This window comes from Micromonospora sp. H33, from assembly GCF_052068455.1.
GTDB lineage: Bacteria > Actinomycetota > Actinomycetes > Mycobacteriales > Micromonosporaceae > Micromonospora.
Genome location: NZ_JBQHDE010000024.1, coordinates 1 through 22,661, shown reverse-complemented (window position 1 = coordinate 22,661; position 22,661 = coordinate 1). Strand labels below are relative to the sequence as shown.

Annotated in this window: 26 protein-coding genes; 8 read left to right on the top strand and 18 right to left on the bottom strand. The window is 71.1% G+C overall.

Annotation, left to right across the window (positions count from 1 at the left end):
* Nucleotides 1–662: 662 nt before the first annotated feature.
* The 11 genes from ACTMS0_RS28595 to ACTMS0_RS28545 all read right to left on the bottom strand — a co-directional run bounded on the left by ACTMS0_RS28595 (nucleotide 663) and on the right by ACTMS0_RS28545 (nucleotide 10,806).
* Nucleotides 663–1,601 carry an anchored repeat-type ABC transporter permease subunit gene (locus tag ACTMS0_RS28595; RefSeq protein WP_441158382.1) on the bottom strand — a complete coding sequence of 313 codons (939 nt, stop codon included), beginning with the start codon at nucleotides 1,599–1,601 and terminating at the stop codon, nucleotides 663–665.
* Nucleotides 1,601–2,344, bottom strand: a complete 744-nt coding sequence (locus ACTMS0_RS28590) for an anchored repeat-type ABC transporter ATP-binding subunit (protein WP_441158381.1) — start codon at nucleotides 2,342–2,344, stop codon at nucleotides 1,601–1,603. Before ACTMS0_RS28590 ends, ACTMS0_RS28595 begins: the two co-directional genes overlap by 1 nt.
* Nucleotides 2,341–3,333 carry a choice-of-anchor M domain-containing protein gene (locus tag ACTMS0_RS28585; RefSeq protein WP_441158380.1) on the bottom strand — a complete coding sequence of 331 codons (993 nt, stop codon included), beginning with the start codon at nucleotides 3,331–3,333 and terminating at the stop codon, nucleotides 2,341–2,343. Before ACTMS0_RS28585 ends, ACTMS0_RS28590 begins: the two co-directional genes overlap by 4 nt.
* Nucleotides 3,333–4,916, bottom strand: a complete 1,584-nt coding sequence (locus ACTMS0_RS28580; RefSeq protein ID WP_441158379.1) for an anchored repeat ABC transporter, substrate-binding protein — start codon at nucleotides 4,914–4,916, stop codon at nucleotides 3,333–3,335. The genes ACTMS0_RS28585 and ACTMS0_RS28580 overlap by 1 nt, the downstream gene beginning before the upstream one ends.
* Entirely contained in the window at nucleotides 4,913–6,523 is a 1,611-nt protein-coding gene (locus ACTMS0_RS28575; RefSeq protein ID WP_441158378.1) for a TIGR03773 family transporter-associated surface protein, read from the bottom strand. The genes ACTMS0_RS28580 and ACTMS0_RS28575 overlap by 4 nt, the downstream gene beginning before the upstream one ends.
* A 124-nt stretch (nucleotides 6,524–6,647) precedes the next feature.
* A complete protein-coding gene (locus ACTMS0_RS28570) occupies nucleotides 6,648–7,862 on the bottom strand; it encodes a WxL protein peptidoglycan domain-containing protein (protein WP_441158377.1) in 1,215 nt (404 codons plus the stop codon).
* Between the two features lie 130 nt (nucleotides 7,863–7,992).
* Nucleotides 7,993–9,465 carry a choice-of-anchor M domain-containing protein gene (locus ACTMS0_RS28565; RefSeq protein WP_441158376.1) on the bottom strand — a complete coding sequence of 491 codons (1,473 nt, stop codon included), beginning with the start codon at nucleotides 9,463–9,465 and terminating at the stop codon, nucleotides 7,993–7,995.
* Between the two features lie 52 nt (nucleotides 9,466–9,517).
* Nucleotides 9,518–9,823 carry a 30S ribosomal protein S14 gene (rpsN, locus tag ACTMS0_RS28560; RefSeq protein WP_441158375.1) on the bottom strand — a complete coding sequence of 102 codons (306 nt, stop codon included), beginning with the start codon at nucleotides 9,821–9,823 and terminating at the stop codon, nucleotides 9,518–9,520.
* Complete coding sequence (gene rpmG / locus ACTMS0_RS28555; RefSeq protein ID WP_441158374.1) at nucleotides 9,823–9,990, bottom strand: 50S ribosomal protein L33; 168 nt, start codon at nucleotides 9,988–9,990, stop codon at nucleotides 9,823–9,825. Before rpmG ends, rpsN begins: the two co-directional genes overlap by 1 nt.
* The gene (gene rpmB, locus ACTMS0_RS28550) at nucleotides 9,990–10,226 is read right to left on the bottom strand and encodes a 50S ribosomal protein L28 (protein WP_441158373.1); all 237 of its coding nucleotides are present in this window, start codon (nucleotides 10,224–10,226) and stop codon (nucleotides 9,990–9,992) included. Before rpmB ends, rpmG begins: the two co-directional genes overlap by 1 nt.
* Nucleotides 10,227–10,272: 46 nt before the next feature.
* Nucleotides 10,273–10,806, bottom strand: coding sequence for a winged helix-turn-helix domain-containing protein (locus tag ACTMS0_RS28545; RefSeq protein ID WP_441158372.1), 534 nt, complete (start codon nucleotides 10,804–10,806; stop codon nucleotides 10,273–10,275).
* Nucleotides 10,807–10,851: 45 nt separating this feature from the next.
* Here ACTMS0_RS28545 and ACTMS0_RS28540 point away from each other — a divergent pair, with 45 nt between their 5' ends.
* The 6 genes from ACTMS0_RS28540 (at nucleotide 10,852) to ACTMS0_RS28515 (ending at nucleotide 14,852) form a co-directional block, all read left to right on the top strand.
* Nucleotides 10,852–12,159 (top strand): CobW family GTP-binding protein, encoded by a 1,308-nt coding sequence (locus tag ACTMS0_RS28540; RefSeq protein ID WP_441158371.1) that lies wholly within the window; start codon nucleotides 10,852–10,854, stop codon nucleotides 12,157–12,159.
* On the top strand, nucleotides 12,156–12,416 hold the full coding sequence (locus ACTMS0_RS28535) for a type B 50S ribosomal protein L31 (protein ID WP_441158370.1): 261 nt from the start codon (nucleotides 12,156–12,158) through the stop codon (nucleotides 12,414–12,416). The genes ACTMS0_RS28540 and ACTMS0_RS28535 overlap by 4 nt, the downstream gene beginning before the upstream one ends.
* Nucleotides 12,413–13,045 (top strand): class I SAM-dependent methyltransferase, encoded by a 633-nt coding sequence (locus tag ACTMS0_RS28530; RefSeq protein ID WP_441158369.1) that lies wholly within the window; start codon nucleotides 12,413–12,415, stop codon nucleotides 13,043–13,045. Before ACTMS0_RS28535 ends, ACTMS0_RS28530 begins: the two co-directional genes overlap by 4 nt.
* Nucleotides 13,042–13,281 carry a hypothetical protein gene (locus tag ACTMS0_RS28525; protein WP_441158368.1) on the top strand — a complete coding sequence of 80 codons (240 nt, stop codon included), beginning with the start codon at nucleotides 13,042–13,044 and terminating at the stop codon, nucleotides 13,279–13,281. The genes ACTMS0_RS28530 and ACTMS0_RS28525 overlap by 4 nt, the downstream gene beginning before the upstream one ends.
* Nucleotides 13,282–13,287: 6 nt before the next feature.
* Nucleotides 13,288–13,710, top strand: coding sequence for a Fur family transcriptional regulator (locus ACTMS0_RS28520; RefSeq protein ID WP_441158367.1), 423 nt, complete (start codon nucleotides 13,288–13,290; stop codon nucleotides 13,708–13,710).
* A 167-nt stretch (nucleotides 13,711–13,877) separates the two neighbouring features.
* A complete protein-coding gene (locus ACTMS0_RS28515) occupies nucleotides 13,878–14,852 on the top strand; it encodes a nucleotide-binding protein (RefSeq protein ID WP_441158366.1) in 975 nt (324 codons plus the stop codon).
* 64 nt (nucleotides 14,853–14,916) lie between these two features.
* On the opposite strand, the gene ACTMS0_RS28510 is transcribed toward ACTMS0_RS28515, so the two are convergent.
* The 6 genes from ACTMS0_RS28510 to rpmF all read right to left on the bottom strand — a co-directional run bounded on the left by ACTMS0_RS28510 (nucleotide 14,917) and on the right by rpmF (nucleotide 18,469).
* Nucleotides 14,917–15,309 (bottom strand): Fur family transcriptional regulator, encoded by a 393-nt coding sequence (locus ACTMS0_RS28510; protein ID WP_441158365.1) that lies wholly within the window; start codon nucleotides 15,307–15,309, stop codon nucleotides 14,917–14,919.
* A 195-nt stretch (nucleotides 15,310–15,504) separates the two neighbouring features.
* A complete protein-coding gene (locus tag ACTMS0_RS28505) occupies nucleotides 15,505–15,861 on the bottom strand; it encodes a hypothetical protein (RefSeq protein ID WP_441158364.1) in 357 nt (118 codons plus the stop codon).
* Nucleotides 15,862–16,012: 151 nt separating this feature from the next.
* Nucleotides 16,013–16,348 (bottom strand): (2Fe-2S) ferredoxin domain-containing protein, encoded by a 336-nt coding sequence (locus ACTMS0_RS28500; protein WP_441158363.1) that lies wholly within the window; start codon nucleotides 16,346–16,348, stop codon nucleotides 16,013–16,015.
* On the bottom strand, nucleotides 16,345–17,058 hold the full coding sequence (locus ACTMS0_RS28495; protein ID WP_441158362.1) for a class I SAM-dependent methyltransferase: 714 nt from the start codon (nucleotides 17,056–17,058) through the stop codon (nucleotides 16,345–16,347). The genes ACTMS0_RS28500 and ACTMS0_RS28495 overlap by 4 nt, the downstream gene beginning before the upstream one ends.
* Before the next feature lie 2 nt (nucleotides 17,059–17,060).
* Nucleotides 17,061–18,293 (bottom strand): GTP-binding protein, encoded by a 1,233-nt coding sequence (locus ACTMS0_RS28490; protein ID WP_441158361.1) that lies wholly within the window; start codon nucleotides 18,291–18,293, stop codon nucleotides 17,061–17,063.
* Nucleotides 18,290–18,469 (bottom strand): 50S ribosomal protein L32, encoded by a 180-nt coding sequence (gene rpmF / locus ACTMS0_RS28485; RefSeq protein WP_132340382.1) that lies wholly within the window; start codon nucleotides 18,467–18,469, stop codon nucleotides 18,290–18,292. Before rpmF ends, ACTMS0_RS28490 begins: the two co-directional genes overlap by 4 nt.
* 522 nt (nucleotides 18,470–18,991) lie before the next feature.
* Here rpmF and ACTMS0_RS28480 point away from each other — a divergent pair.
* Nucleotides 18,992–20,071 (top strand): site-specific integrase, encoded by a 1,080-nt coding sequence (locus ACTMS0_RS28480; RefSeq protein ID WP_441158360.1) that lies wholly within the window; start codon nucleotides 18,992–18,994, stop codon nucleotides 20,069–20,071.
* 81 nt (nucleotides 20,072–20,152) lie between these two features.
* Entirely contained in the window at nucleotides 20,153–21,679 is a 1,527-nt protein-coding gene (locus ACTMS0_RS28475) for an FAD-dependent oxidoreductase (RefSeq protein ID WP_441158359.1), read from the top strand.
* A gap of 24 nt (nucleotides 21,680–21,703) precedes the next feature.
* Here the strand turns inward: ACTMS0_RS28475 and ACTMS0_RS28470 are convergent, their stop codons facing one another.
* The gene (locus ACTMS0_RS28470; RefSeq protein ID WP_441158358.1) at nucleotides 21,704–21,976 is read right to left on the bottom strand and encodes a hypothetical protein; all 273 of its coding nucleotides are present in this window, start codon (nucleotides 21,974–21,976) and stop codon (nucleotides 21,704–21,706) included.
* Between the last annotated feature and the right edge of the window lie 685 nt (nucleotides 21,977–22,661).

The following is a 22,661-nucleotide window of genomic DNA, read 5'->3' as shown; positions in this document are numbered from 1 at the left end:
TGGGGAAGGGCTGTTTGGTGGAGGCGGGGTCACGGCAGCACCGGCGCGGCATGGGAGCGCTATGTTGCGGGCTGTGGTCCCGTCGTCGGCTACGGCGGACTGACCGCTCACCGCGGCCCGCGCCTTCGGGGATGCGAAGGTCGCGAGTCGCGGTCGATGCAGCTTCGTCACCGTCGGATACGGTCCGATCCGCGCCGCTTCCGGCATTCCGGCACAGGTCGCGCGCCACGAGCCAGCGCTGAACAACAGCCGATAGAGGCCGGCGCGTTTTCTCGATGGCACTGGGTGAGCGCGTGCGCCCCGCCATGTCTGGGCAGTGCGGGCGCGGTGCTACCGGCAAGGGACCACCCATCGTGGTGACGGCGATCGTGGGAGCCGCCCGTGCCATTTAGGTCGACGCCCGTCCCGACGTGGCGGCCTCGACGACGAGGCCGCCACGTCTCCCCTGATCCGCCGACCGGAGGTACCACGCTCCTCAGCGGATCACAGAAATGATAATCGCATTCACATGCTGGACGGTGGCCGGACCACGGAATGGTGGCCCGATCACGCCGGGCATGAGCACTTCACGCCGACGGCGTCCGCGTCCCCAGGAACTGCCCGCCGCACCTCACGCCCAGCACCGGAGTGGTTCGTCAACGTTCTCAACTCTGCGGCTTCGTCTATCGCACGACCGGTGACGGGTCCTGCGGGTGAGCGAGGTCGGGCAGCGGCGCGGGTCGGGTGAGGTCAGTGGGTTCCTGCGCACTCGGACGCCGCCATCGTTTGGTCAACAGGCCGTGTCGTGGGGCGAGCAGCCAGGCGGCGAGGAAGATGGCGGTGGCGACCAGGACGATGGTGCCGCCGACCGGTGTGTCGTAGCTCCAGGAAAGGTACAGCCCGACGGTCGCCGACGCGCCGCCGATCACCGGGGCGAGCAGCATCATCACGCCGAGCCGGTCGGTGAGCAGGCGGGCCGCCGCGGCGGGGGTGATCAGCAGGGCCAGGACGAGGATGTTGCCGATGGTCTGCAGGGAGATCACCACGGCGAGGGTGACCAGGACGTAGAGCACGATGTCGAGCCAGAAGACCGGCAGCCCCATCGCGCGGGACATCTCCCGGTCCAGACAGACCGCGACGAATTCCTTGTGCAGGGCGAGCACTAGGCCGAGGATGACCAGGCCGGCGCCCCCGACGACGTAGAGGTCCCGGTCGGGGATGCCGGTGATCGAGCCGAACAGGAACTGTTGCAGCGACCCGGCGTATCCGGGGGCCTGGGAGATGATCACGATGCCGAGGGCGAAGGCGCCGACCAGGAAGACGCCGATGATCGAGTCCTCCTTGACGCGCCGGTTCTGCGCGAAGATCGCGATCAGCAGTGCGGTGGCGACGCCGGCGACGGCGCCGCCGAGGACAAGGCTGCCCTGCAGGACGAAGGCGACCGCGATGCCCGGGAAGACGGCGTGGGCCACGGCGTCGCCGATGAAGGCCATCCCCCGCAGGACGACGTAGCAGCCGACGACCCCGCAGACAATGCTGGACATGACCGCGATCGCCAGCGCCTTGGGCAGGAACGCGAGGTCGGGGTTGAACAGGTCGGTGAGGAAGTCGGTGATCGACATCAGGTCGCCCTCACGAGTTTCAGCAGGGGGGAGGTTTCGCTCACGCCGAAGGTCTTCGTCCACAGTTCGGCGTCCTGCAGGTCCGCAGGGGGTCCGTCGGCGATGATCCGGCCGTTGAGCAGGACCAGGCGGGTGCAGGTGTCCACCGCGGCGACGAGGTCGTGGGTGGTCATCAGCACCGCGTGCTCCTCGCCGGCCAGGCTGGTGAACAACTGGCCCAGCAGCTCCTGGGTGGGCATGTCGAGTCCGGTGAACGGCTCGTCGAGCAACAGGATGCGCGGCGCGAGGGCGAGGGCCCGGGCGACCAGGACGCGTTGGCGCTGCCCACCGGACAGCTCGCCGACCGGCCGGCGGCGCAGCTCGGTGAGCTGTACCCGGTCCAGGGCGTCGCCGACGGCCCGCCAGTCGGTGACGCCGGGGCGGCGGAGCAGCCCCATACGGCCGGTCCGGCCACTCATCACGGCTTGCTCAACAGAGATCGGGAAGTCCCAGGTGAACTCGTGGCGTTGGGGCACGTAGCCGATCTCGGACCGGCCGGGACGCGACGGCTTGCCCCCCACCAGCACCCGGCTGGCGCGGGTGCGGGTCAGTGCCAGGATGGCGCGCAGCAGGGTGGTCTTCCCGGCGCCGTTGGGTCCGAGCAGCCCGACCAGCTCGCCTCGGTCCAGGTGCAGGCGGATGTCCCGCAGGACCGGCCGGCCGCCGAGGTCCACGTCGAGCTGGTCAACCTCCAGCGCTCTCAACGGTCACCCCCGGACAGCGAGGCCAGGCGTTCCCGTTCGGCCTGCCGTTTCGCGCCGCGTCCGCGCAGCAGCAGAAGCACCAGGCCGGTGGCGAGCAGGGCTGCTATCGCCGCCAACGCGGCGAGCAGCAGGGTCGTGGAGTCACCGGCCGGCTCGCCGGCTTCGGCCCGGGCACCGGCGGGCGATGCCTGACCCGCCGGCACGGGGATGTCCGCGGTGGCGGCGTGTGCCTCGTCGGCGCTGGTGGCGTCTCCTACGGCGAAGCGCAGCGTGCGGGTGGCGGTAACGGTTTCGCCGCCGATCAGGTCGGCGGAGACCTGCACCGCGATCAGGTAGACGCCGGGTGCGGTGAAGACCCAGTTGGCGTGGGTGTGGGTGTTGACCTCGGCCCAGAAGGGCTGCGCCTTCGGCTCGGTGGAGCGCCACAGCGGCTGGGGCGCGGCGAAGTTGCCCGACTGCAGGTACGTCGTGAGGGTCCCCGGTCCGCGTACGCCGAGCAGGGTCAGGGTGACACCGCGGTTGATGCTCTGCATCACCCGGGGGTCCTGGGTGTTCCAGCCGAGCCAGACGACGTCGGGGTTCTGGACCTGCGGCACCACGTACACCTTTGTGCCGGCGTCGACGCCGAGGAAGGCGTACGCCGGGTCGTCCGGGACCGTCTGCAGCGCGGCGTCGGAGACCCGCAGGACGGTCTCGTCGGGGTTGCGCCACACCGGCCGGGCCTGGCTGCCGTCGTGGATCAGCAGCGTCCACTGGTTGTCGACGTAGCGGGGGCCGATGTCGACGTGTCCGGCGGAGAGTTCCGCTCGTCCGGTGGCGAGGGGCTGGTCGGCGGCGATCGATTGGCCGAGGCCCGGTGTCGGCTGCTCGGCCCGCGCCGGGATCTGGGTCGTGGCCAGCAGGATCGCCGTGGCCAGCGCGGAGCGCAGGATGGCGGTCGTCGTGCGGGTGCTGCCTCGCGGCCGTCCTGCCGTCACTGGCTCCTCCATCAGTTGTCTCCGGTTAGGCAGTTGCGCAGTGATTCGACGTTGAACCGCATCATCTGCGCGTAGGTGGTGACGTCTCGGTCGAAGGTGTCGCCGTAGATGGAGCAGATCCGCAGTCCCTGCTCGCGGGCCACCTCGGTCAGGGTGGTGGACCGGGCGGCCAGGCCGGGCTCCAGGAACACCGCGGGGATCTTCAGGTTGCGGATCGTCTCGGTGAGCCGGCGACGGTCGGCCAGGCTCGGCTCGGCGGCCGGGTTCGGGGTGACGAACCCGGAGATCTGGATGCCGTACGCCTGCCCCAGGTAGCCGAACGCGTCATGCGTGGTGACCAGGTGCCGTCGCGACGGCGGGATCCGGGCGATGGTGTCCCGGACGTAGGTGTCGAGCTTCTCCAGTTCCCGGATGTAGGCCGAGGCGTTCGACTGGTAGGTCGGCGCGCCCTGAGGGTCGACTCCGATGAGGGTGTCGCGGATGAGCTCGGTGTAGGAGATGGCGTTGCGGACGTTCTGCCACAGGTGTGGGTCGATCTCGCCGTGCACGTGCTTGCCGAGGACCGCCTGCGGAAGCTGGTAGACCTGGGTGCCGGGCCGGCCGAGGAACCGGAACTTTCGGTCACCGGGCACCTCGAGCAGCGCCTTGCTGGGTACCTCGATGACGGTGTGGGCCGGGTCGTAGACCCGTTGGTTGGCCTCGCCGCTGCCCTCGGGGTCGGCGAACAGGTAGAGCCGCCGCTGGTCGAGGTCGACGGTGAGGTCGGCGTGCCCGGAGTTCAGGACCGCCGCGCCCGTCATGCCCGGCACCGAGTGCGGATCCACCCCGACGGCGAACGTGAACGCCTGCTCGCCCAGCGGGACCGGCGGCGACTGCGGGTCGACGGACAGCTGCGCCCGCATGGTCAGACGGTAGACACCTGGTTTGGTGAACGCCCAGCTCATGTGCGTGTGCGCGTCGGGCGGCAGCGTGGCGGTGTCGTCGCGGAAGCCGTTGGCGGGATCGAACCCGTCGGTGGAGTCGACGTGGAACGACGGGTTGCCGAACGACTCGGTCAGGTAGGCGACCACACCACCCGGACCGTGCGACGAGGTGGCGCTGAGCAACACGTCCGAGGCGCGGTTCGCCCCTTGCGCCACACCGGTGCCGCGTACCCTCATGCCCAGCCAGATGGTGTCCAGCGACACGTCCTCGACCAGCGGGATGATCTCCGCGGCGTACTTCACCGCTCCCTCGGCCAGCGAGATGTTCGGTACGCCGTCGCGCAGGTTGGCGTCCAGCGCCTTGATGATGGCCTGCTCCTCGAGCAGCAGGTAGTTGCTGAACGCGACGTCGGCGTAGACGACATTGCGGATGTCGCGCAGCGACGGCTCGTAACTGTGGGGGTCGGCGCCGTCGGGTACCAACGAGCTGACCGCTACCCGGTCACCGCCGACGTTGCTCACCAGGTCTCGAAGGATTCCGGTGGTCGTGATGACCTGGAGTCGCTCGTCGTTGGCGCTCAACGCCACCTCTGACCGGCAGCCGGCGACCAGCCCCACGATCAGCAGCAGCAGGATCGCCCGCCGCAGCCGTGGCGCGAGCAGCGGGCTCACGTGTGTGCCGTTGCGGTGTCGGCGAGGCCGGCGCGGCGACGGCGGGCCAGCAGCACCAGCAGGACCCCGGCGGCGACGAGGACCACGCCGGCCGCGCCGGCCGACAGCACCCAGCCGGTGCCGGTACGCGGCAGAAGGCCAGCACCGCCCTGGTCCTCCCCGTTATTGTCTTCGCCGCCTCCGGAGCCACTGCCGGGTCCGAAGCCGCTGGTCGGGTCGGTGCTGTCGCCGACGGCGATGGTGAGTGTCTTGGTGTCGGTGACCGCCTTGCCTGCGGTGGTGGTGCCGCTCATCTGCACCGCGAGGCGGTACAGGCCGGGCTTGGTGAATGCCCAGTTGCCGTGCGCGTGGGTGTTCAGCGGGACGGCCAGCTGCTGCGGGAACGGCTTGGCGGAGTCGAAGAGCACGTCGGCCTTGCCGAACGAGCCGGTCAGGAACAGGGCGTACCGGCCGGGCCCGGTGACGCCCTTGACCGTCCAGGTGACGTTGCCCTTGATGCCGGACACGACGGACTGGTGCTGGGTGTTCCAGCCGGGCCAGACGATGCCCGCCTGCTGGGACTGCGGCAGCAGCCATACGGTGTCGCCCTGCTTGCCGAGGAAGTCGGCCCCGGCCGGAACGGTGATCTTCGCGTTGTCCTTGACCTGCAGGACCACGTTGGCGGTCTCCCGCCAGACGGCGGGGCTGGTCCGGTCGTCCTTGATCCGGATCGTCCAGTTGTCTCCGGACAGTTGCGGGCCCATGTCGACGTGCCCGTCGGCGATCACCTGCCGGGTGCCCGTCGCGGTGGTGGTCGCCGCCTTCACGGCCGGTGCCGTCGGCGCGGCGGCCGGTTTCGGTGCGGCGGCCGGCTTCGGCTCGGCGGCGGGAGCGGCGAATGTCCGCGCCGTCGGCTGACCGTCGGGCTGCGTCGTCTGCTGCGGCGCAGCCGGTGGCAGTATCTGCCCGGCGGGGACGATCGCGGGTACGCGGATGCGGTACGTCGCCTCGGCGCTGACCGTCTTGCCGGAGCGCAGGCCCGCCGATGCGGCCAGAGTGAGCCGGTAGTCGCCTGCGGCGTCGAAGGCCCACACCACACCGCCGGTCCGCGTTGCCGCCGGCAGTTGCACCGACCGCGGCACATTCACGCCGCTGCCGAACAGCGCAGTCGCCCGCCCGATGCCCGACAGCGTGTAGGCGGTGAACGTTCCCGGCCCCTCGACCGCGCCCACGGTGAGGGTCACCGTGTCGTCGGTGACGACGCCGCGGCGTACGCCGGTGGTGTCCAGGGCCGGGAATCCGGTGTCGCCGGCGGACAGTGACCACACCGGCTGGCCCGCCGGTCCGAGGAAGGCGAAGGCCTTCCCGGCCGGTACCCGGCCGGCCAGACCGCCGTCCGGGCCGAGCACCACCTCGGCCGGGTCGCGTCCGGGCGCGTCGCGGGCCACCTGGGCGGCGTCCCGGATGCGCAGCGACATCGAGCCACCGTCGAGCGCCACCGAAACCAGGTCCGCGCCGGTCGCGGTGACCGCGGCCGGTTCGGCGACGGCCGGCGCGGCCCCGGCGGCCAGCGCCAGTACGGCCAGGGCAAGGCCGGCGGCGCCGGCACGCATGCTTCTCATCGTCATTGCTCGCTCCCCAGGCGACGTGATGGTGTTTCGTCGTGCCGCGTCGTGACGACGTGGCTGGTGGCGGTGCCCTGCGGCGTGGTCGAGGGGGCCGGTGCGGTGCCTGCGGTACGGCCTGACCGTGTCACTGCTCGTCCTTCCCCGTGTGGTCGATGTCCGGCCGTGAGTCTTCGCGGCTCCGTTCGGAACGATCGGCGTCTGGTGTCGAACGGTCGGGCGCCGCTCCCCCGTCGCCACCGGCTCGGGGCCCGGCGCCGACCGCAGCCGGGACCGCGGCATCCTGGCCGTCCGACATCCGTTCGGTCTTTTGGCTGGCCTCGGTGCGGCCCTCCTCGCGAGCAGCGGCCACCGCCCGCGCGACCTGCCGGGCCCGCCGCCGGCGGGCGGCGACCAGCGCCCAGACTGCGAGGGCGAGCAGGGCCAGTAGGGCCAGCTGCGGCCAGGGCACCGCCCAGACGGTGACCTGTGCCGTGTCGCCCTGCGGCGGCGGGTCGAGGACCTGGTCACCGACGGCGGCGGGCGTGACGGCGGCGCTCGCGATGAGCCGGAACAGCGGCGGCACACCCGTCATGCGTACGGTGGTGGTCAGTTCACCGCCGGGCAGGATCTCCGGAAGGGCCGCCGGGTCCCCGGATCGCCGGCCGAGGCCGAAGGGGCCGGCCGCGCCGAGCGTGGGTCGGCCGGTGAGCCGGACGTTGCCGGTGTTGTGGACGGTGAAGGTGGCGGTGAGCGTGCCACCGGCCAGGGGGTTGTGCGAGCCGGTGTGCCGTACCCGGAGGTTCTCGACGGTCAGCGCGGGTTGTAGCTCACCGGTCACCCGTAGGTAGATGCGCGCGCCGACGCGGTGGTCGACGGCGACCTGGTTGCCCTGGGCGTCCGCTGTCGTGGTGGCGAGTGAGGCGACGATCCCTCCGGCGTGGTCCCCCGGTGTGGCGTTGTTCGGAACGGTGAGGGTGAACGGGACGTTCAGGCGGGACGTCGACGGGATGGTCACGCTGCGTTGGGTGAGGCGGACCCAGGCGCCGACGTCGGTGGGCTGCTGGCCACCGGCCAGGAGGTCGAAGCCACCCTGTGCGGTGGTGAACGCGTCGCTGGCGTAGAGGTTCAGGGTGAGCGGGCGCGCCGAGTGGTTGGTGACCGCGACGTAGTCGGTCAGGGTGGCACCGGGGTCGAGCTTGTAGGTGAACGCCGGGCGACCGTTCGGGCCCTTCGCGCTCGACGGCGCCACCCCCCAGGTCACGGCGGACGGAGCCGACGATGCGGGCGGCGCCGGTGGGGGCGGCGCCGGGGCCGCGCCGAGCAGGATGATGCCGGTGGCGATGGCGGCGAGCAGGCGCATGTGGGAGACGGTTTCCGTTCCTGGAGGTGCGAGAGGTGAGGCGGGGTGGGTGGGTCGCGGCAACGGCCCGCCCACCCCGCGACCGTCCGGCGGCCGGCTCAGTGCCGGGCCACCGGACGGGTTCCGGCGGTCAGATCGCGGTGAGGGTGAGGGTCGCGGTGTAGGTCCCCGCGGCCGTCTCGGTGGGCAGGCTCAGCCGCAGCCCCGCACCCAGCTGTGCGGTACCCCGCCCGGCGCCGCTCGGCGCGGAACCGAGCACCGCGCTGGTGCCGAGGCCGCCGCCGCTGCCGACCACGTACGGTGCCACCTCCGGGCCGGCGACCACGCCCTGCCCGGCGCCCTGGGTCAGGACCTGGGGGGTCCAGCCGAGGTATCCGGCGCTGAACGTGGTGCCGCCCGGGCCGGTGAAGTCGGCCGGGATCTGCCCGGAGGCGCTCCAGCCCGGCTGACCGGCGCGGGTGTCGGTCACCGTGACCGGCCGCAGCTCACCGTTGCTCTCCCACCGATCGCCGGCGGTGTTGAGCTGCGCGGGCGGCAGCACCACGGCCCGGTCGTCCGGGTTGACGCTGATCACCAGTGAGCCCTGCGTCTCGTCGATCGACGCGGTGATCGTCTGCGAGGTGCCCGGCTCCTGCGGCGGGAACGCCACCCAGAGGGTCACCGGTTCGCTGGTCGCGGCGACCGCGTGGTCGTTGTCGTAGAGCTTGGCCACGTACTCGCAGGCGTTCAGCTCCCGGGTCGCGGTGAAGGAGTAGCTGGCGCCCGCCTCACCCGGGATGACGGTCCAGTCGGCCGCGCCGGGGCACTTGCTGAACCAGTGGTAGTGGTCCAGCTCCGTCTGCGGGGTCTGCACCGCGGTGAGCGTGACGGTGTCGTTGGGCTGGTACTCGTCGGCCATGCCGCTGACCGACAGGCTGACCTGCGGCCCGCCGCCGGGCAGCTCGCCGACGACGAACGAGTAGTCGACCGGCCCGGTGCTGACCGTGGTGCCGTTGGTCAGGGTCGCGTCGGCCTGGAACTTGAGCGTGTAGCTGCCCAGCGCGCTGAAAGCCCAGTTGGAGTGCGCGTGGGTCTTCACCGGCACGTCGATCGCGTCGGGCAGCCCGTCGTCACCGCGGAACTTGATGATCGGACCGCCGAACGAGTCCTGGGTGAACAGCGTGACGTTGCCCGGGCCCTGGACGTCGACCAGGCTCAGCCGTACCTTGTTTCCCTCGAACACCCCGGAGTCGAGCGTCGTGGTGTTCCAGCCTGGCCAGAGCAGATCCGGGTCCTGGGTCATCGGCAGCAGCCAGGTCTGGCTGCCGGCCGGTCCGAGGAAGGCGAAGCGGGGATCGTCCGGAACGGCCATGGCCGCCTCTGGCAGGACCTGGAACGTCACGTCCGCCGGGTCGCGCTTGACCGCAGGGCTGACCGTGTCGTCGTTGACCTTCAGCGACAGCGCACCCCCCTCGTAGCGCACATCGACCGCATCGGTGTGCCCCTTGGACAGCACCACCTTCTCCGCCGCCGACGCAGCCGTGGGTGCCAGCACCGTGCCGGCGACCACTACCGCCCCGGCGACCAGGGCCGCGAAGCCGCGAGCCCTCACCGTCGAATTCATACCTCCCCTTTCACACCGCGCACGCCTGCGCGCGGTGGTACATGTGGTGACGTCACCACGACGCCTTGCGCACCCCGGGCATCTCGCCGCGCAGGGCCAGCTCGCGGAACCGCACCCGGGACAACCCGAACCGGGTCAGCACACCGCGCGGGCGGCCGTCGACCTGGTCGCGCGACCGCAGCCGCACCGGGCTCGAATCGCGCGGCAGCCGGCTGAGCCGGCGGACGGCTTCGGCGCGTACGTCCGGGTCGGTGTCCGGGTGGACGACCACGCGCTTCAGCTCGGCTCGCGCCTCGGCGTGCCGAGCGACCAGTTCCTCGCGGTGGGCCTGCCGGTTGACCAGGCTCTTCTTCGCCATCAGCGGGCCTCGCGGAACTCGACGTGCCGACGCACGATCGGGTCGTACTTGCGCAGGACGAGCCGGTCCGGGTCCTTGCGGCGGTTCTTGCGGGTGACGTACGTGTAGCCGGTGCCGGCGGTGCTGCGCAGCCGCACGATCGGACGCACGTCGGTCTGGCGGGCCATCAGAGCTTCACTCCCCGGGCGCGCAGTCCGGCGACGACCTTCTCGATGCCCTTGCGGTCCACGGTCTTCAGCGCCTTGGCGGTCAGGGTGAGGCTGACCCACCGCCGCTCCGACGGCAGCCAGTAACGGTGGTTCTGAAGGTTGGGGTTCCACCGGCGGCGGGTGCGCCGGTGGGAGTGGGACACGGCGTTGCCGAAGCTCGGCTTCGCGCCGGTGACGTCACAACGTCTGGACACAGTGATAACTCCTCACTCAACTCGACAACGGTAACGAAAATGGTTTTCAGTGTTGCATCAGCTGATCGGCCAGTCCCCTGCCGGGGTCGTCGACGATCTCGACGGCGCAGTCGACGCCCAGGCGGTAGCCCACGCCACGCAGCGTCGTCACCACGGGCAGATCGACGCCGATCTTGGCGCGCAGCCGCCTTACGTGGACGTCGACGCTGCGGGGGCTCGTGTAGGGCTGCCCCCAAACCCTGTCGAGCAACTGCATCCGGGTGAAGACCTGGCGCGGATGCTCAACCAGGCACCACAGCAGGTCGTACTCCCGACGGGTCAGTACGACCTCGGTGCCGCCGCGGTAGACCGCTCGCGCCTGCGGATGGATCCGCAGGTGCGCGTTCGTGTCGCGCGCCGAGGGCGACGCCGGCCATGGGTCGCCACCGAGCAACGCGAGCAGAGCAGCGAGGCGGTCGGCGTCCTGCTCGCGAGCGCCGGGGCCGAGCCTCAGGTGGACCGTGACGGTGAGGACCTCGTCGGCCTGTCGCGCCTCGGCCGCGCCCACCGACACATCCCTGTTCGCTTCGAGAGCTCGCATGCGCTTAGAATGACAATCGTTTTCAAGTAAGTCGAGAGGAACCTGATGTCGTCGTCACCACAGGCCCCCACCCATGCCGTGACCGCCGACGCCGATACCCGCCCGTCGCTGACCGTGCTGGCGGGGTTCTGGCCGGCGGCGACCTTCGCCGTCGCCCGCGCGCTGCTCGCCGCCGACGAGTCGCTGCTGCTGGTGCGGCACGACCTCACCGGGATCCGCGACGGCGTCGTCCGCAGGGTCGTCCGCTCCGGCGCCGGCATCGTCGAAGACGAACAGGTCGCGTTGCGGCACGGCTGCGTCTCGTGCACGCTGCGGGAGGACGTGCTGCCCACTCTCGTCCGGCTCACCCGTAGCCACCCCGGCCGGGACCTGGTGCTGGTGCTGCCCGAGGTGGTCGAACCCGAGGCGGTCGCCGCCGCCTGCGCCCACTGCCTCGTCGACGGCGCACCGATCACCGACCTCCTCCGCGTCGACTCCTACGTCACCGTCCTCGACGCCGAACACCTGCTCGACGGCCTCGCCAGCACCGACGACCTCACGACGCTGGGCATCCAGGCCGCCGAGGACGACCACCGCAGCCTCGCCGACGTCGTGGTCCGCCAGATCGAGTACGCCGACACCCTGGTGCTCTGGGGACAGTCCCGGGAGGGGGAGTTCGACACCGGGCGGATGGCTGTCCTGCTACAGCGGATGGCACCCTGGGCGACCCACCTGCGGGTCGACGGCGACCTCGTCGACGCCGGCACGCTGACCCGCCAGCTGCGCCACACCCACCGGCACCGGCCGGAGACCCCGGGGATGCTCGCCCGTGGTCTGCAGGGCTACACCCTCGGCGCGCACGAACCCGAGCCGGACTGCGGAGTCGTCTCCGCCGTCTTCCGTGCCCGGCGGCCGTTTCACCCGCAGCGCCTGCACAACGTCCTCGAAGAGGTCAACGCCGAGGTCATCCGCTCCCGGGGCCACCTCTGGCTGGCCAGCCAACCCGACACCGTGGTGGCCTGGGAGTTCGCCGGCGGCGGCCTGGCCATGGGCTCCCTCGGGCACTGGCTGGTCAGCCTGCCCGAGGACCGCTGGGAACACGTCGAGGACCAACGCCGCCTCGCCGCCGCCCTCGACTGGGACCCCTACTACGGAGACCGGCACCAGCACCTGGTCTTCATCGGCCTCGACCTCGACCCCGTCGAGCTGCACCGCACCCTCGCCGGCTGTCTGCTCACCGACGGCGAACTCGCCGACGGCGAGGAGACCTGGCGCACCTACCACGACCCGTTCGCCGGCTGCTTCCCCCTCGGGGCGGAGGAGCTGGCCGACACCGACACCGACACCGACACCGAAGGAGCGCAATCCGCATGAAGCCCGGCATCCACCCCGCGTACCGCCCCGTCGTCTACCGCGACAAGGGCGCCGACTTCGCCTTCCTCACCCGCTCCACCGCCACCAGCGACCAGAGCATCGAGTGGACCGACGGCAACACCTACCCCGTCATTGACGTGCAGATCTCCTCGGCCAGCCACCCCTTCTGGACCGGCAAGCAGCGCCTGCTCGACACCGCCGGCCGGGTCGAGAAGTTTCGCCGGAAGTACGCCCGCCGCGGACCCCAGGGCGGATGAGCACCGACGCGCCGGTCGACTGGACGGCACTGGCGCCGCAGCTGGTCGACGCCGCCCGGCGGGACCGGGCCTGGTACCTGACGGTCGCCCGCGAGCTGGTCGCCCCCGGCGACCGGCTCGCGGGCGACGTCGGCTGCGGCTCCGCCGGAATGGCCCTCGCCATCGCCCGCGTAATGACCTGCGGCCGGATCGTCGCGGTGGACGCGCACCCGGCCGTCCTCGACGCCGCCCGCGAGCACATCCGCGCCGAATGGTCGGACCCACGCGTACGCGTCGAGCCACTGCGCGCCGACATCCCCGCCGAGACGGACGCCCTACGGGAGACGCTCGGCGCTCCGGCCGACCTGGTCTGGGCATCGGCCGCGGTGCACCACGTCGGCGACCAGCAGGCGGCGGTCACCGCCCTCACAGGCCTGCTCGCCCCCGGCGGGCGGCTGGCTCTCGCCGAGGGCGGCCTACCGGAACATCACCTGCCCTGGGACGTCGGCCTGGGCGAACCCGTCTGGAGATCCGGCTGCACGCCGCCCAGGACCGCTGGTTCGCCCAGATGCGGACAGAGCTTCCCGACAGCTGGCGGATGCCCTACGGATGGATCGAGGCGCTACGCCGCGCCGGCCTGTCACCGGTGACCACCCGCACCGCCCTCGACGAGCAGCCACCACCGCTGCCCGACAGCACCCGGCGGGCCGTCCTGAAAACCCTCGCTGAACGCGTCGGCCGACTGCGGCCCACCGGTCTGCTCACCGCCGCCGACCTCGACGCCTGGGACCGCCTCCTCAACCCGGCCGACGAACGGTGGCTGGGCCACCGCGACGACCTGTTCCGACTCTCCGCCCGCAGCGTTCACCTCGGCGTACGCCCCTGACCCGCCATGCCCGCCCCACTCGTACCGGACGCGCAGTTGCGGGTCGTCGGTCTGACGCCCACCGCCCAGCGCCGCGCCTTCCTAACGCTGCTGACCGGACGTTCCCGACCGCTCACCGCCCAGCAGGTACACGCCGAACTCACCAGCACCGTGCGGCATATCGGCCTGACCACCGTCTACCGCGCGCTGCACAGCCTCGCCGACGCCGGACTGCTGCACACCTTCGACCTCGACGGCCAACGCGCCTACCGCCACTGCGGCACGGCACCACACCAGCACCTGATCTGCACCCGGTGCGAAGCGGTGGTCGAGTGCCCGCCCGAGATCGTGTCGAGCTGGCTCAACGAGCTGCACCAGCACACCGGCTTCATCCCGCACCCCGACCGACTCGACCTCAGAGGCATCTGCGCGACCTGCGCCAGCAACTGAACATGGGCGCGGTGGCGCAGCTCCAACCGGGGTCCGACCGCGACACGCGGCCGAAGCCACGATGGCCACGGCCCACTCTCGGCAAGTCGAACAGCCCTGGCAGGAGGGGCCGCTACAGTGTCTTGAGTGGAAATGGTTTTCACTCACATCATCATGGAGCAGCCTCGATGAAGATCGCGTTCGTCGGCAAGGGTGGCAGCGGCAAGACCACGCTGGCGGCCCTGTTCACTCGCCACCTCGCCACCAGCGGCCGACCGGTGCTGGCCATCGACGCCGACATCAACCAGCACCTCGCGGTCGCACTCGGCGCGAGCGCGGAGACCGCGGCGCAGCTGCCGGCGCTCGGTGACGCCCTACCTGCGATCAAGGAGTACCTGCGCGGCGACAACCCGCGCATCGCCTCGGCGGCCGAGATGGTCAAGACCACGCCACCCGGTGCCGGCTCACGGCTGCTGCGCGTCACCGAGGACAACCCGGTGTACGACCGGTGCGTCCGCGAGGTGGGCGGGGTGCGGCTGGCCGTCACCGGAGCGTTCCGCGAGGAGGACCTGGGCGTGGCCTGCTACCACTCCAAGGTCGGCGCGGTGGAACTGCTGCTCAACCACATGGCCGACGGCCCGGCCGAGTACGTGGTGGTGGACATGACCGCCGGCGCGGACTCCTTCGCCTCCGGCCTGTTCACCCGCTTCGACCGCACCATCCTCGTGTGCGAACCGACGGTTCGCAGCGTCGGCGTCTACCGGCAGTACGCCGGACACGCCCGCGACTACGGCGTCGCCCTGTCGGTGGTCGGCAACAAGGTCGAGGACACCGCCGACGTGGACTTCCTCCGCGAGCACGTCGGAGCGGACCTGCTCACCTGGGTCAGCCGGTCAGCGTACGCACGCCGCGCCGAACGCGGGATCGTCGGCCCCCTTCACGACCTGGAGCCCGCCAACCGGGCGGTGCTGACGCAACTGGCCGACGCCGTCGACGCCACAACGCAGGACTGGGAGACGTTCACCCGCCACGCCCACGAGTTCCACCGCCGCAACGCGCACGCGTGGGCCAACGAGCGGGCCGGAACGGACCTGACCGCCCAGATCGACCCCCACTTCGTCATGGGACCCGCGGCACGGCGTCCGGTACCGGCTCACGGCTGAGCCCGTAGCGCGGTCGCGAATCGGGTCGAGGCAGGGCGGATCGGCTGCTCCCGCCCGGCAGAGATCAGCGGGAGCACTCCGCGCAGATGCCGAAGATCTCCAGGGTGTGGCCGACGTCGGTGAAGCCGTGCTGGGCGGCCACCTGGTCGGCCCACCGCTCCACGGCGGGCCCGGCAACCTCCACCGTGCGTCCGCAGTCGCGGCAGACCAGATGGTGGTGATGTTTGCTCTGGCTGCACCGGCGGAACAACTGTTCGCCGCCGGGCAGCCGAGTGGAGTCGATCTCGCCGGCGTCGACCAGCAACTGCAACGTCCGGTACACGGTGGTGAGGCCGACCCGCGCCTTCCGGGACAGCAGCATCTGATGCAGGTGCTGCGCCGAATGGAACCCCTCGACCTCGCGCAGTAGGGCCAGCACCTCAGCTCGTTGGCGGGTGTTGCGGGTCGCGTTGGGCATGGCCTGAGTCACCGTGATCGCGTCCTCCTGCAGTGGCGGCCGTAGCCTGTCAACCGTCTTCGAACTCACCGTTCACCGGCGACAGGACCATTATGCGTTGGGTGGTCGCACGTCTTGCGTCGCCGCCCGCGGTCCGCACGAGGCACCGCGGTGCGGTCCGGCTACCCGCGGCCGGGCGATCGTTGCACGCGATCGCTATGACGGTTCTTCCCGATGTGTGGCACCGGGCCCCAGCGCCGCGACGGTGACCCTCATCGCGGTGGTCAGGGCCAGACCGCCGCCAACCTCGTGGGCAGACTCAAGCACGCGGGCGGCGCCGGTGGTGACAGCGTCGAGACGATCGGCCGGTATGTGCCCCGACAATGCGCGCCCGCCGGGCGACCACATCCACTCCATCCAGTGGTCCACGTCGCGGACCCGGCGCTCCGTGATCGCGGTGACGGTGAGACCGGCTGCCGTCACGGTCGCGGCGATAGCACCATCGGCGAACGGATGGACCGCGGACGCCGGTCGTGGCCGGTGTGCCGGCAGATGCGCGGCGAGGGCGTGCATGGCGGCGAAGGCGGGGCCTCGGCGGCGAAGGTGCTGATCGCCAGCTGACCCCCAGGTCGCAACAGCCGCCCATACGCCCAAGGTCCCCCGCTCGGGTTCGGGCCGCGGGAAAACCGCCAACCCGGCTAGGGACCACGTCGATGGAATCCACTCAGGGCTCGGGCCGGTCCGCCTTTCGGATGAGGTCGACAACCGCATCCATGTGCTGTCGTTGCTCTACGGGGCCGATCAGCGTTCCACGTCGCCCGGCCGGCTGGGTGCCGGTGAGCAGGAGCAGGGCGGGTGCGCGGTGGCAGGCGCCGAGGCACTCTGCCCGGATCAGGACGCCACCGTGGGTGGCTCGGATCGCCTGCCGCAGGACGTCGGTGAGGTCCTCCGGCTTACCGTCGGGCGTGTTCAGGTGGCTGCGATGGCGTAGTGCGCGGCAGCGGTGACCGTCGCAGTAGGCGATGGTCACGCTAGCGCTGCGCGGCGGCGGGGTGCTCATCGGCGGAACGCCATCAGGGCATGGCCGGCCCGCCGGTAGAGCACCGTCGCCTCGGAGAATCCGGCGCGCCGGGCCGTCTCACGGTGCCAGTCGGCCGGCGCGACGAACTCCGCGCAGCTCAGGCCGCTGATCGCGGCCGTCCGCTCGCTCAGTAGCGATCTCGTCGAGGGTTCCTCGGCCAGCGCGGTCCACCACTCGGTCCACGGGTCGGTCCCGCTGTTCTGTCGCTGCGCGCAGATCGCGGCGTCCGGCATGGCATCACCGACGAGGAGCAACCCGCCCGGCCTGAGCAGGTGCCGGGCCTCGGCGTACCAGTCGCGCACCCGCTGTTCAGGGAGGTAGTGCAGCGTCATCAGGGCCAGCACCAGGTCGTACGGGCCACCGGCCGGCGGAAGCCACCCTACCGAGGCGATGTCGGCTCGCACGGTACGCACCTGCGGCAGGGCGGCATCGACCAGGGCCAGCAGGGCCGGGTCGACGTCCAGCACGGCGACGCGCGCGCCGGGCCAGCGCCGCAGCACCGCTTCGGCGGTGGTACCCGGGCCGCCCCCAACGTCGAGCACCCGCTCCGGTGCGTGCCCCAGGACCTGCTCGGCGGCGGCGAGGCCGGCAGCGAGGAGATCGTCGCGGCCGGGCTGGTAGTGGCGCATCATGGTCTCCCAGTCGCGCCGCCACCGGGCGACGTCCTGCGATACCAAGGTCGTCGCCATCGTCAGACCGCGACCGGGTCGGCGTGCTCGTGGTCGTGCAGGTCACTGAGGTCCCATGCGGGGAACGGGTCGGGCAGCGCCCGCCAGGCGTCCTCCCCCACGGCGATCTCGGTGTCGGTGAGCAGACAGGCCGCCAGGGCCGTCCGCAGGCCGTCGCCATCCAGGTCGACGCCGATGAGGACGAGTTCCTGCTGGCGGTCACCGAAGACCGGATGCCAGCGGGACTCCAGCTCGGCCCGCTCGTCGGGATCCTGCGGCCACTCCCCCGACACCACCACCGGCACGCCGACCGGGTCGCACCGGCCGGACGGGCCGGCCTGCGACCAGAGGGCCTGGACGTCCGGGCGGCCGGCCAGCCACAGGAAGCCCTTCGAGCGCACCACACCGTAGGCGTCCAGGCCGCCGGCGAGCAGGTCCCATAGGCGCCGCGGATGGAACGGCCGGTGGTCGCGGAACACGACGCTGGAGATCCCGTACTCCTCGGTCTCCGGCGCGTGTCCACCGTTGAGTTCGGCGACCCAGCCGGGCGCGGTCTCCGCCCGCTCCAGGTCGAAGCGGCCGGTGTGCAGGATCTCCGCCGGCGGCACCCGCCCGTGCACGGCGCGGACCTGACGAGCTGCCGGGTTCAGCCGGGTCAGCAGCGCCTCGACCACGGCCAGATCCTCCGCGTCGATCAGGTCGGTCTTGTTGACCACCAGCACGTCGGCGAACTCGATCTGGTCCACCAGCAGGTCGGCGATGCCGCGATCGTCGCCCTCATACGCGGCCAACCCCCGTGCCTCCAGGCTCTCCCCCGCTTCGATCATGCTCCGCAGGCCCGCCGCGTCGACCACCGTGACCGTGGTGTCCAGCCGGGCCAGGTCGTCGAGGACCTGCCCGTCCTCCACACCAAAGGCGAACGTCGCGGCCACCGGCATCGGCTCGGAGATGCCACTGGACTCGATCAGCAGGTAGTCGAAGCGGCCCTGCCGGGCCAGCCGGGCCACCTCATCGAGCAGGTCGTCGCGGAGGGTGCAGCAGATGCAGCCGTTGGTCAGCTCGACCAGCCGCTCCTCGGTCCGCGACAACGCCCCGCCGTCGCGCACCAGCGCGGCGTCGATGTTGACCTCGCTCATGTCGTTGACGATCACTGCCACGCGCAGCCCGTCCCGGTTGGCCAGCACATGGTTGAGCAGGCTGGTCTTGCCCGCGCCGAGGAATCCGGACAGCACCGTCACCGGCAGCCGCCCCGTCACGGCTGATCCACCACCTGACGCCCCTTGTACAACCCGCAGTGCGCGCACGCCCGGTGCGGCACCACCATTTCCTTGCGCGGACACGGGCACGGCGTCAGCTGCGGCACGCTCGCCTTCCACTGCGCCCGTCGGTGCCGAGTGTTCGACCGCGACATCTTCCGCTTCGGTACGGCCACGAGGCCTCCTTCATCGAGGGGTTGGCCCATAGATTAACGGTATTGGTTTTCGTTTTCTTTGCCGCCCTCGCGTTCAGGCGGGCCGCTACGTCGCTGGTCGGCACAGTGCCGATGAGGGCGCCGGTGCGGGTCGGGCGTGCGAGGCGGAGATGCCGAACCCCAGCCCGTCACCGGGCCCAGGGATGGCAAGGCGTGTTCCGGGCCAACGGATGAAGCCCGAGTTGGCCCACCATCGCCTGTCTCACAGTCACGCGCCGGTCAACTGCGGCTGGGCCGCCTTCCGAAGCCGACCGCACCGCCCACGGCTGGACCGTCGAGCGGTGGCTACGGCACTGGCTCGACAGCCGCACCAAGATCCGCCCCACCACCCGGTTCCACTACACCCGCGACGTCGACAACGTCCTCATCCCCCACCTCGGCCGCTACCGCCTCGCCGACCTCGACGCCCGCCTCCTGCGCACCGTCTTCGCGCAGATCGCCACCACGATCAACAGCAAGGGCCGACCGCAGTCCGCGTCGGCGATGCAGCACCTACGCACCACCCTGCGCGCCGCGCTCAACCTCGCCGTCCGCGAAGGCCTACTGGACTGCAACCCCGCCCGACACATCGAGGTCAACGGCTACCAACAACCCCATGCCAAGGTCTGGACCGACGCCCGCGTCGAACACTGGAAGACCAGCGGCGAACGGCCGCCCGTCGCCGTCTGGACCGCCGACCACCTCGCGGAGTTCCTCGGCGCTGTCACCGACGACTCGCTGTTCGCCTTCTGGTGGGTCACCGCGCTACGCGGCCTGCGCCGCGGGGAGATGTGCGGGCTGCGGTGGGCCGACATCGACCTCGACCGAGGCGTGCTCACCGTCGAACGTAACCGCACCACCGCCGGCTACCGAATTGTGGAAGGCGACCCCAAGACACCCGCCGGACGCCGCGCCATCGCCCTCGACAAACGCACCATCCAGGTGCTGCATGCGCACCGCCGCCGCCAACTCGACCGCCGCGCTCACGCCGCCGAGAACCGCAAGCCGTGGACCGACACCGGGTACGTGTTCGCGCGCGCCGACGGCTTGCCGATCAACCCCAACTACGCCACGACCCGCTTCCGGAAACTCGTGCAGCGGGCCGGACTGCCCCCGGTGCGGCTGCACGACCTGCGTCACGGCGCCGCGTCCCTCGCGCACGAAGCCGGCGCGGACCTGAAGACCCTGCAGGACCTGCTCGGGCACTCCAGCAACGTCACCACCGCCGACACCTACACCAGCGTCCTGCCAGAGGTGCAGCGGCGCTGCGCCGACGCCACCGCCCACCTGGTCCTCACCGCGGCCCGCCGCACCCGCAAGAAGATCAAGAACAGGGCCCGCAAGAACCGACCCGACCCCCGGCCGAAAACAGGTGCCCCCACCCCGGCCGCTCCCCTGCCGGCGACGAAGGCGCAGGTCAGCCGGCCGAACCGTGGCGGACAGCCCGTCCGGACGGCGGCACCCACATCGCACCCACGTGACACCCACCGTCCACAGCGGTCAGACAACAGAAAGGGCCTGACCCGCGTTTCCGCAGGTCAGGCCCTCATGATCTTGCGCGCCCGAAGGGATTCGAACCCCTAACCTTCTGATCCGTAGAGGACCCACCGGCCAGCAGAGTGCGGGACCCGTGTAGGGCGAGCCCGAGCTGGGTAGGGGCCAGTCATGGCTCTGCTTCCGGACGCAGCTAGTTCCTACTGGATGACCTCGACGCCGCCCACCTCGTACCCGGCACTGGCCGCGGACGTCGAGGTCGAGGTAGCGGTGGTCGGTGCCGGCATCGCCGGGCTGTCCACTGCCTGGGAGCTGACGCAGACTGGCCGGTCGGTGGCGGTCCTGGAGGCGGGTCGGGTCGCCGCCGACGTGACCGGTCACACCACCGCGAAACTCACCGCCCAGCACTCGCTGATCTACGACCACCTGACCTCGTCGTTCGGCGCCGACGCGGCCCGGCTGTACGCCGCGTCGCAGCAGGACGCGGTGGAGCACGTCGCCCGCGCGGCCGCGGCGCTGGACATCGACTGCGAGCTGGAGCGGCTGGCCGCCTACACCTACACCGAGTCCACCGACCAGGTGGAACAGATCCACGCCGAGGCCGCCGCCGCGCAGCGGGCCGGCCTGCCGGCGCGGTTCACCACCGAGACCGGGCTGCCGTTCCTCGTCGCCGGCGCCGTCCGTGTTGACGACCAGGCCCAGTTCCATCCCCGCCGCTACCTGCTCGCCCTCGCCGATGACCTCATCCGCCGCGGCGGCCGCATCTTCGAACAAACGCGGGTGACCGACCTCGACGAGGGCGAGCCGTGCCGGCTGGGCACCGAGGCCGGCCCCACCGTGACCGCCCGCCACGTGGTGGTCGCCACCCATTACCCGATCTTCGACCGCGCGCTGCTCTTCTCCCGGCTGACCCCCCGCCGTGAGCTCGTCGTCGCCGCCGTCATCGCCGACCACCGCGATCCCGCCGGCATGTACCTGACCACCGAGGACAACACCCGCTCGGTACGCACCGCCCCCTACGGCCGGGGACAGCGACTCCTGATCGTCACCGGCGAGCACTTCCGCCCCGGCAGCGTCGACACCCGCGAGCACCTCGACCGGCTGGCCGACTGGACTCGGCGGCGCTTCGGTGTCGAGGCCATCAGCCACTTCTGGGCGGCGCAGGACAACGACACCACCGACCGGCTGCCCTACGTGGGGCGGTTCCACGCCGGCACTGACCACGTCTGGGTCGCCACCGGCTTCGGCGGCTGGGGCATGAGCAACGGCGTCATGGCCGGTCGGCTGCTCGCCGCCATGATTGCCGGGGAGCGGCTGCCCTGGGCCGAGCTGTACGACCCGCGCCGCATCCACCCGACCGTGGAGAGCGTCTCGTTCGTAAAGGCCAACCTCGAGGTCGCCAAGCACTTCATCGGCGACCGGCTCCACACGCGTCCCGCGGCGGCGTTGGCGGACCTACCACGCGGCCACGGGCAGGTCATACGCCTCGACGGCGAACGCTGCGCCGTCTACCGCGACGACGACGGCAAGTCGCACGCCGTATCCGCCACCTGCACCCACCTCGGCTGCACCGTCGGGTTCAACGAGGTCGAACGCACCTGGGACTGCCCGTGCCACGGCTCCCGGTTCCACCCCGACGGCAGCGTCATCCACGGCCCCGCCACCCAGCCCCTGCAACCGCGCGCCATCGGCGAATAGCCAGGTGCCCGATCCCTGGTGCTCTCACCTGACCGCATGGCATCCTCCTGCGGACCAAACCATGATCCGGAAGACGGTTCGCAGACCTGAGGATGCAACCAGGGGCACCTGGCTTCGGAAGGCGATCACACAGCCGACGACCAGCCCTTCCATGATGGCGAGGGGGCAGGTGTTGGCGGACAGCTTGGTGTACAGCCAGTAATCCGACGAACCCCGCAGCCTGATGTACGGCTCACCCAGCGCCAGCAGTTTCTCCACGTCGGGAATCCTGTCGACGGTGAGCGGAGTGACGATCATGAACGCTTTCTCCAGTGAACGCGCGCCGGGCTCACTGCCACCGCCATGGTGCCGGCTGTCGGCGGAGCCTCAGCGTGGCGACGGCGCACGACCGTGAGCCACGGGTCGCTCGGCCGTGAACAGCATCCGAGCTTCAAAACCTGGCCTTCCCCGCCACAGCGACGATGTGTCGATGACATGTTCGGCGGTCGCTCCGCCAGTCACCGCCACATGGCCGTCGGCAGGACTTTCAAACCACAGCGCTACCGCCTACGGCCTGGTACACTGCCGGCGCATACGGCCAGCGCTGCGACCGCCTGCTCGCCGGTGACGCCGCGAATGCCACCCGCCAACTTTGCTGGTGGCCCCCTGGCAGGCCGGCGACCCTGATGACGGCCAGCCAGAAAATCTCTGCTGAATCGGCTAGAAATCCTCGGCAGCGCGGGTTACTCTTCTTCAGGTCGAGAACAAAGAGCCGCCAAGACGCAGACGGACCGCCCGGCCGTGAGGTCACGACGGGCGGCGGGGGAACGGGGCGTGTTTACCGTTTCCTCCCGAACGGCAGTAGGAGCACGTCAGCCCCGACGTGATGCGCGACGGGGCACCGCAGGTGGGGCCAGGCATCTTCAGGGCTCCAGCTGATGTTCGCCGTACGTGTACGGGGCCAGGAAGTCGCGTGGGCTCCGACACCGGCGGACCGCACGTC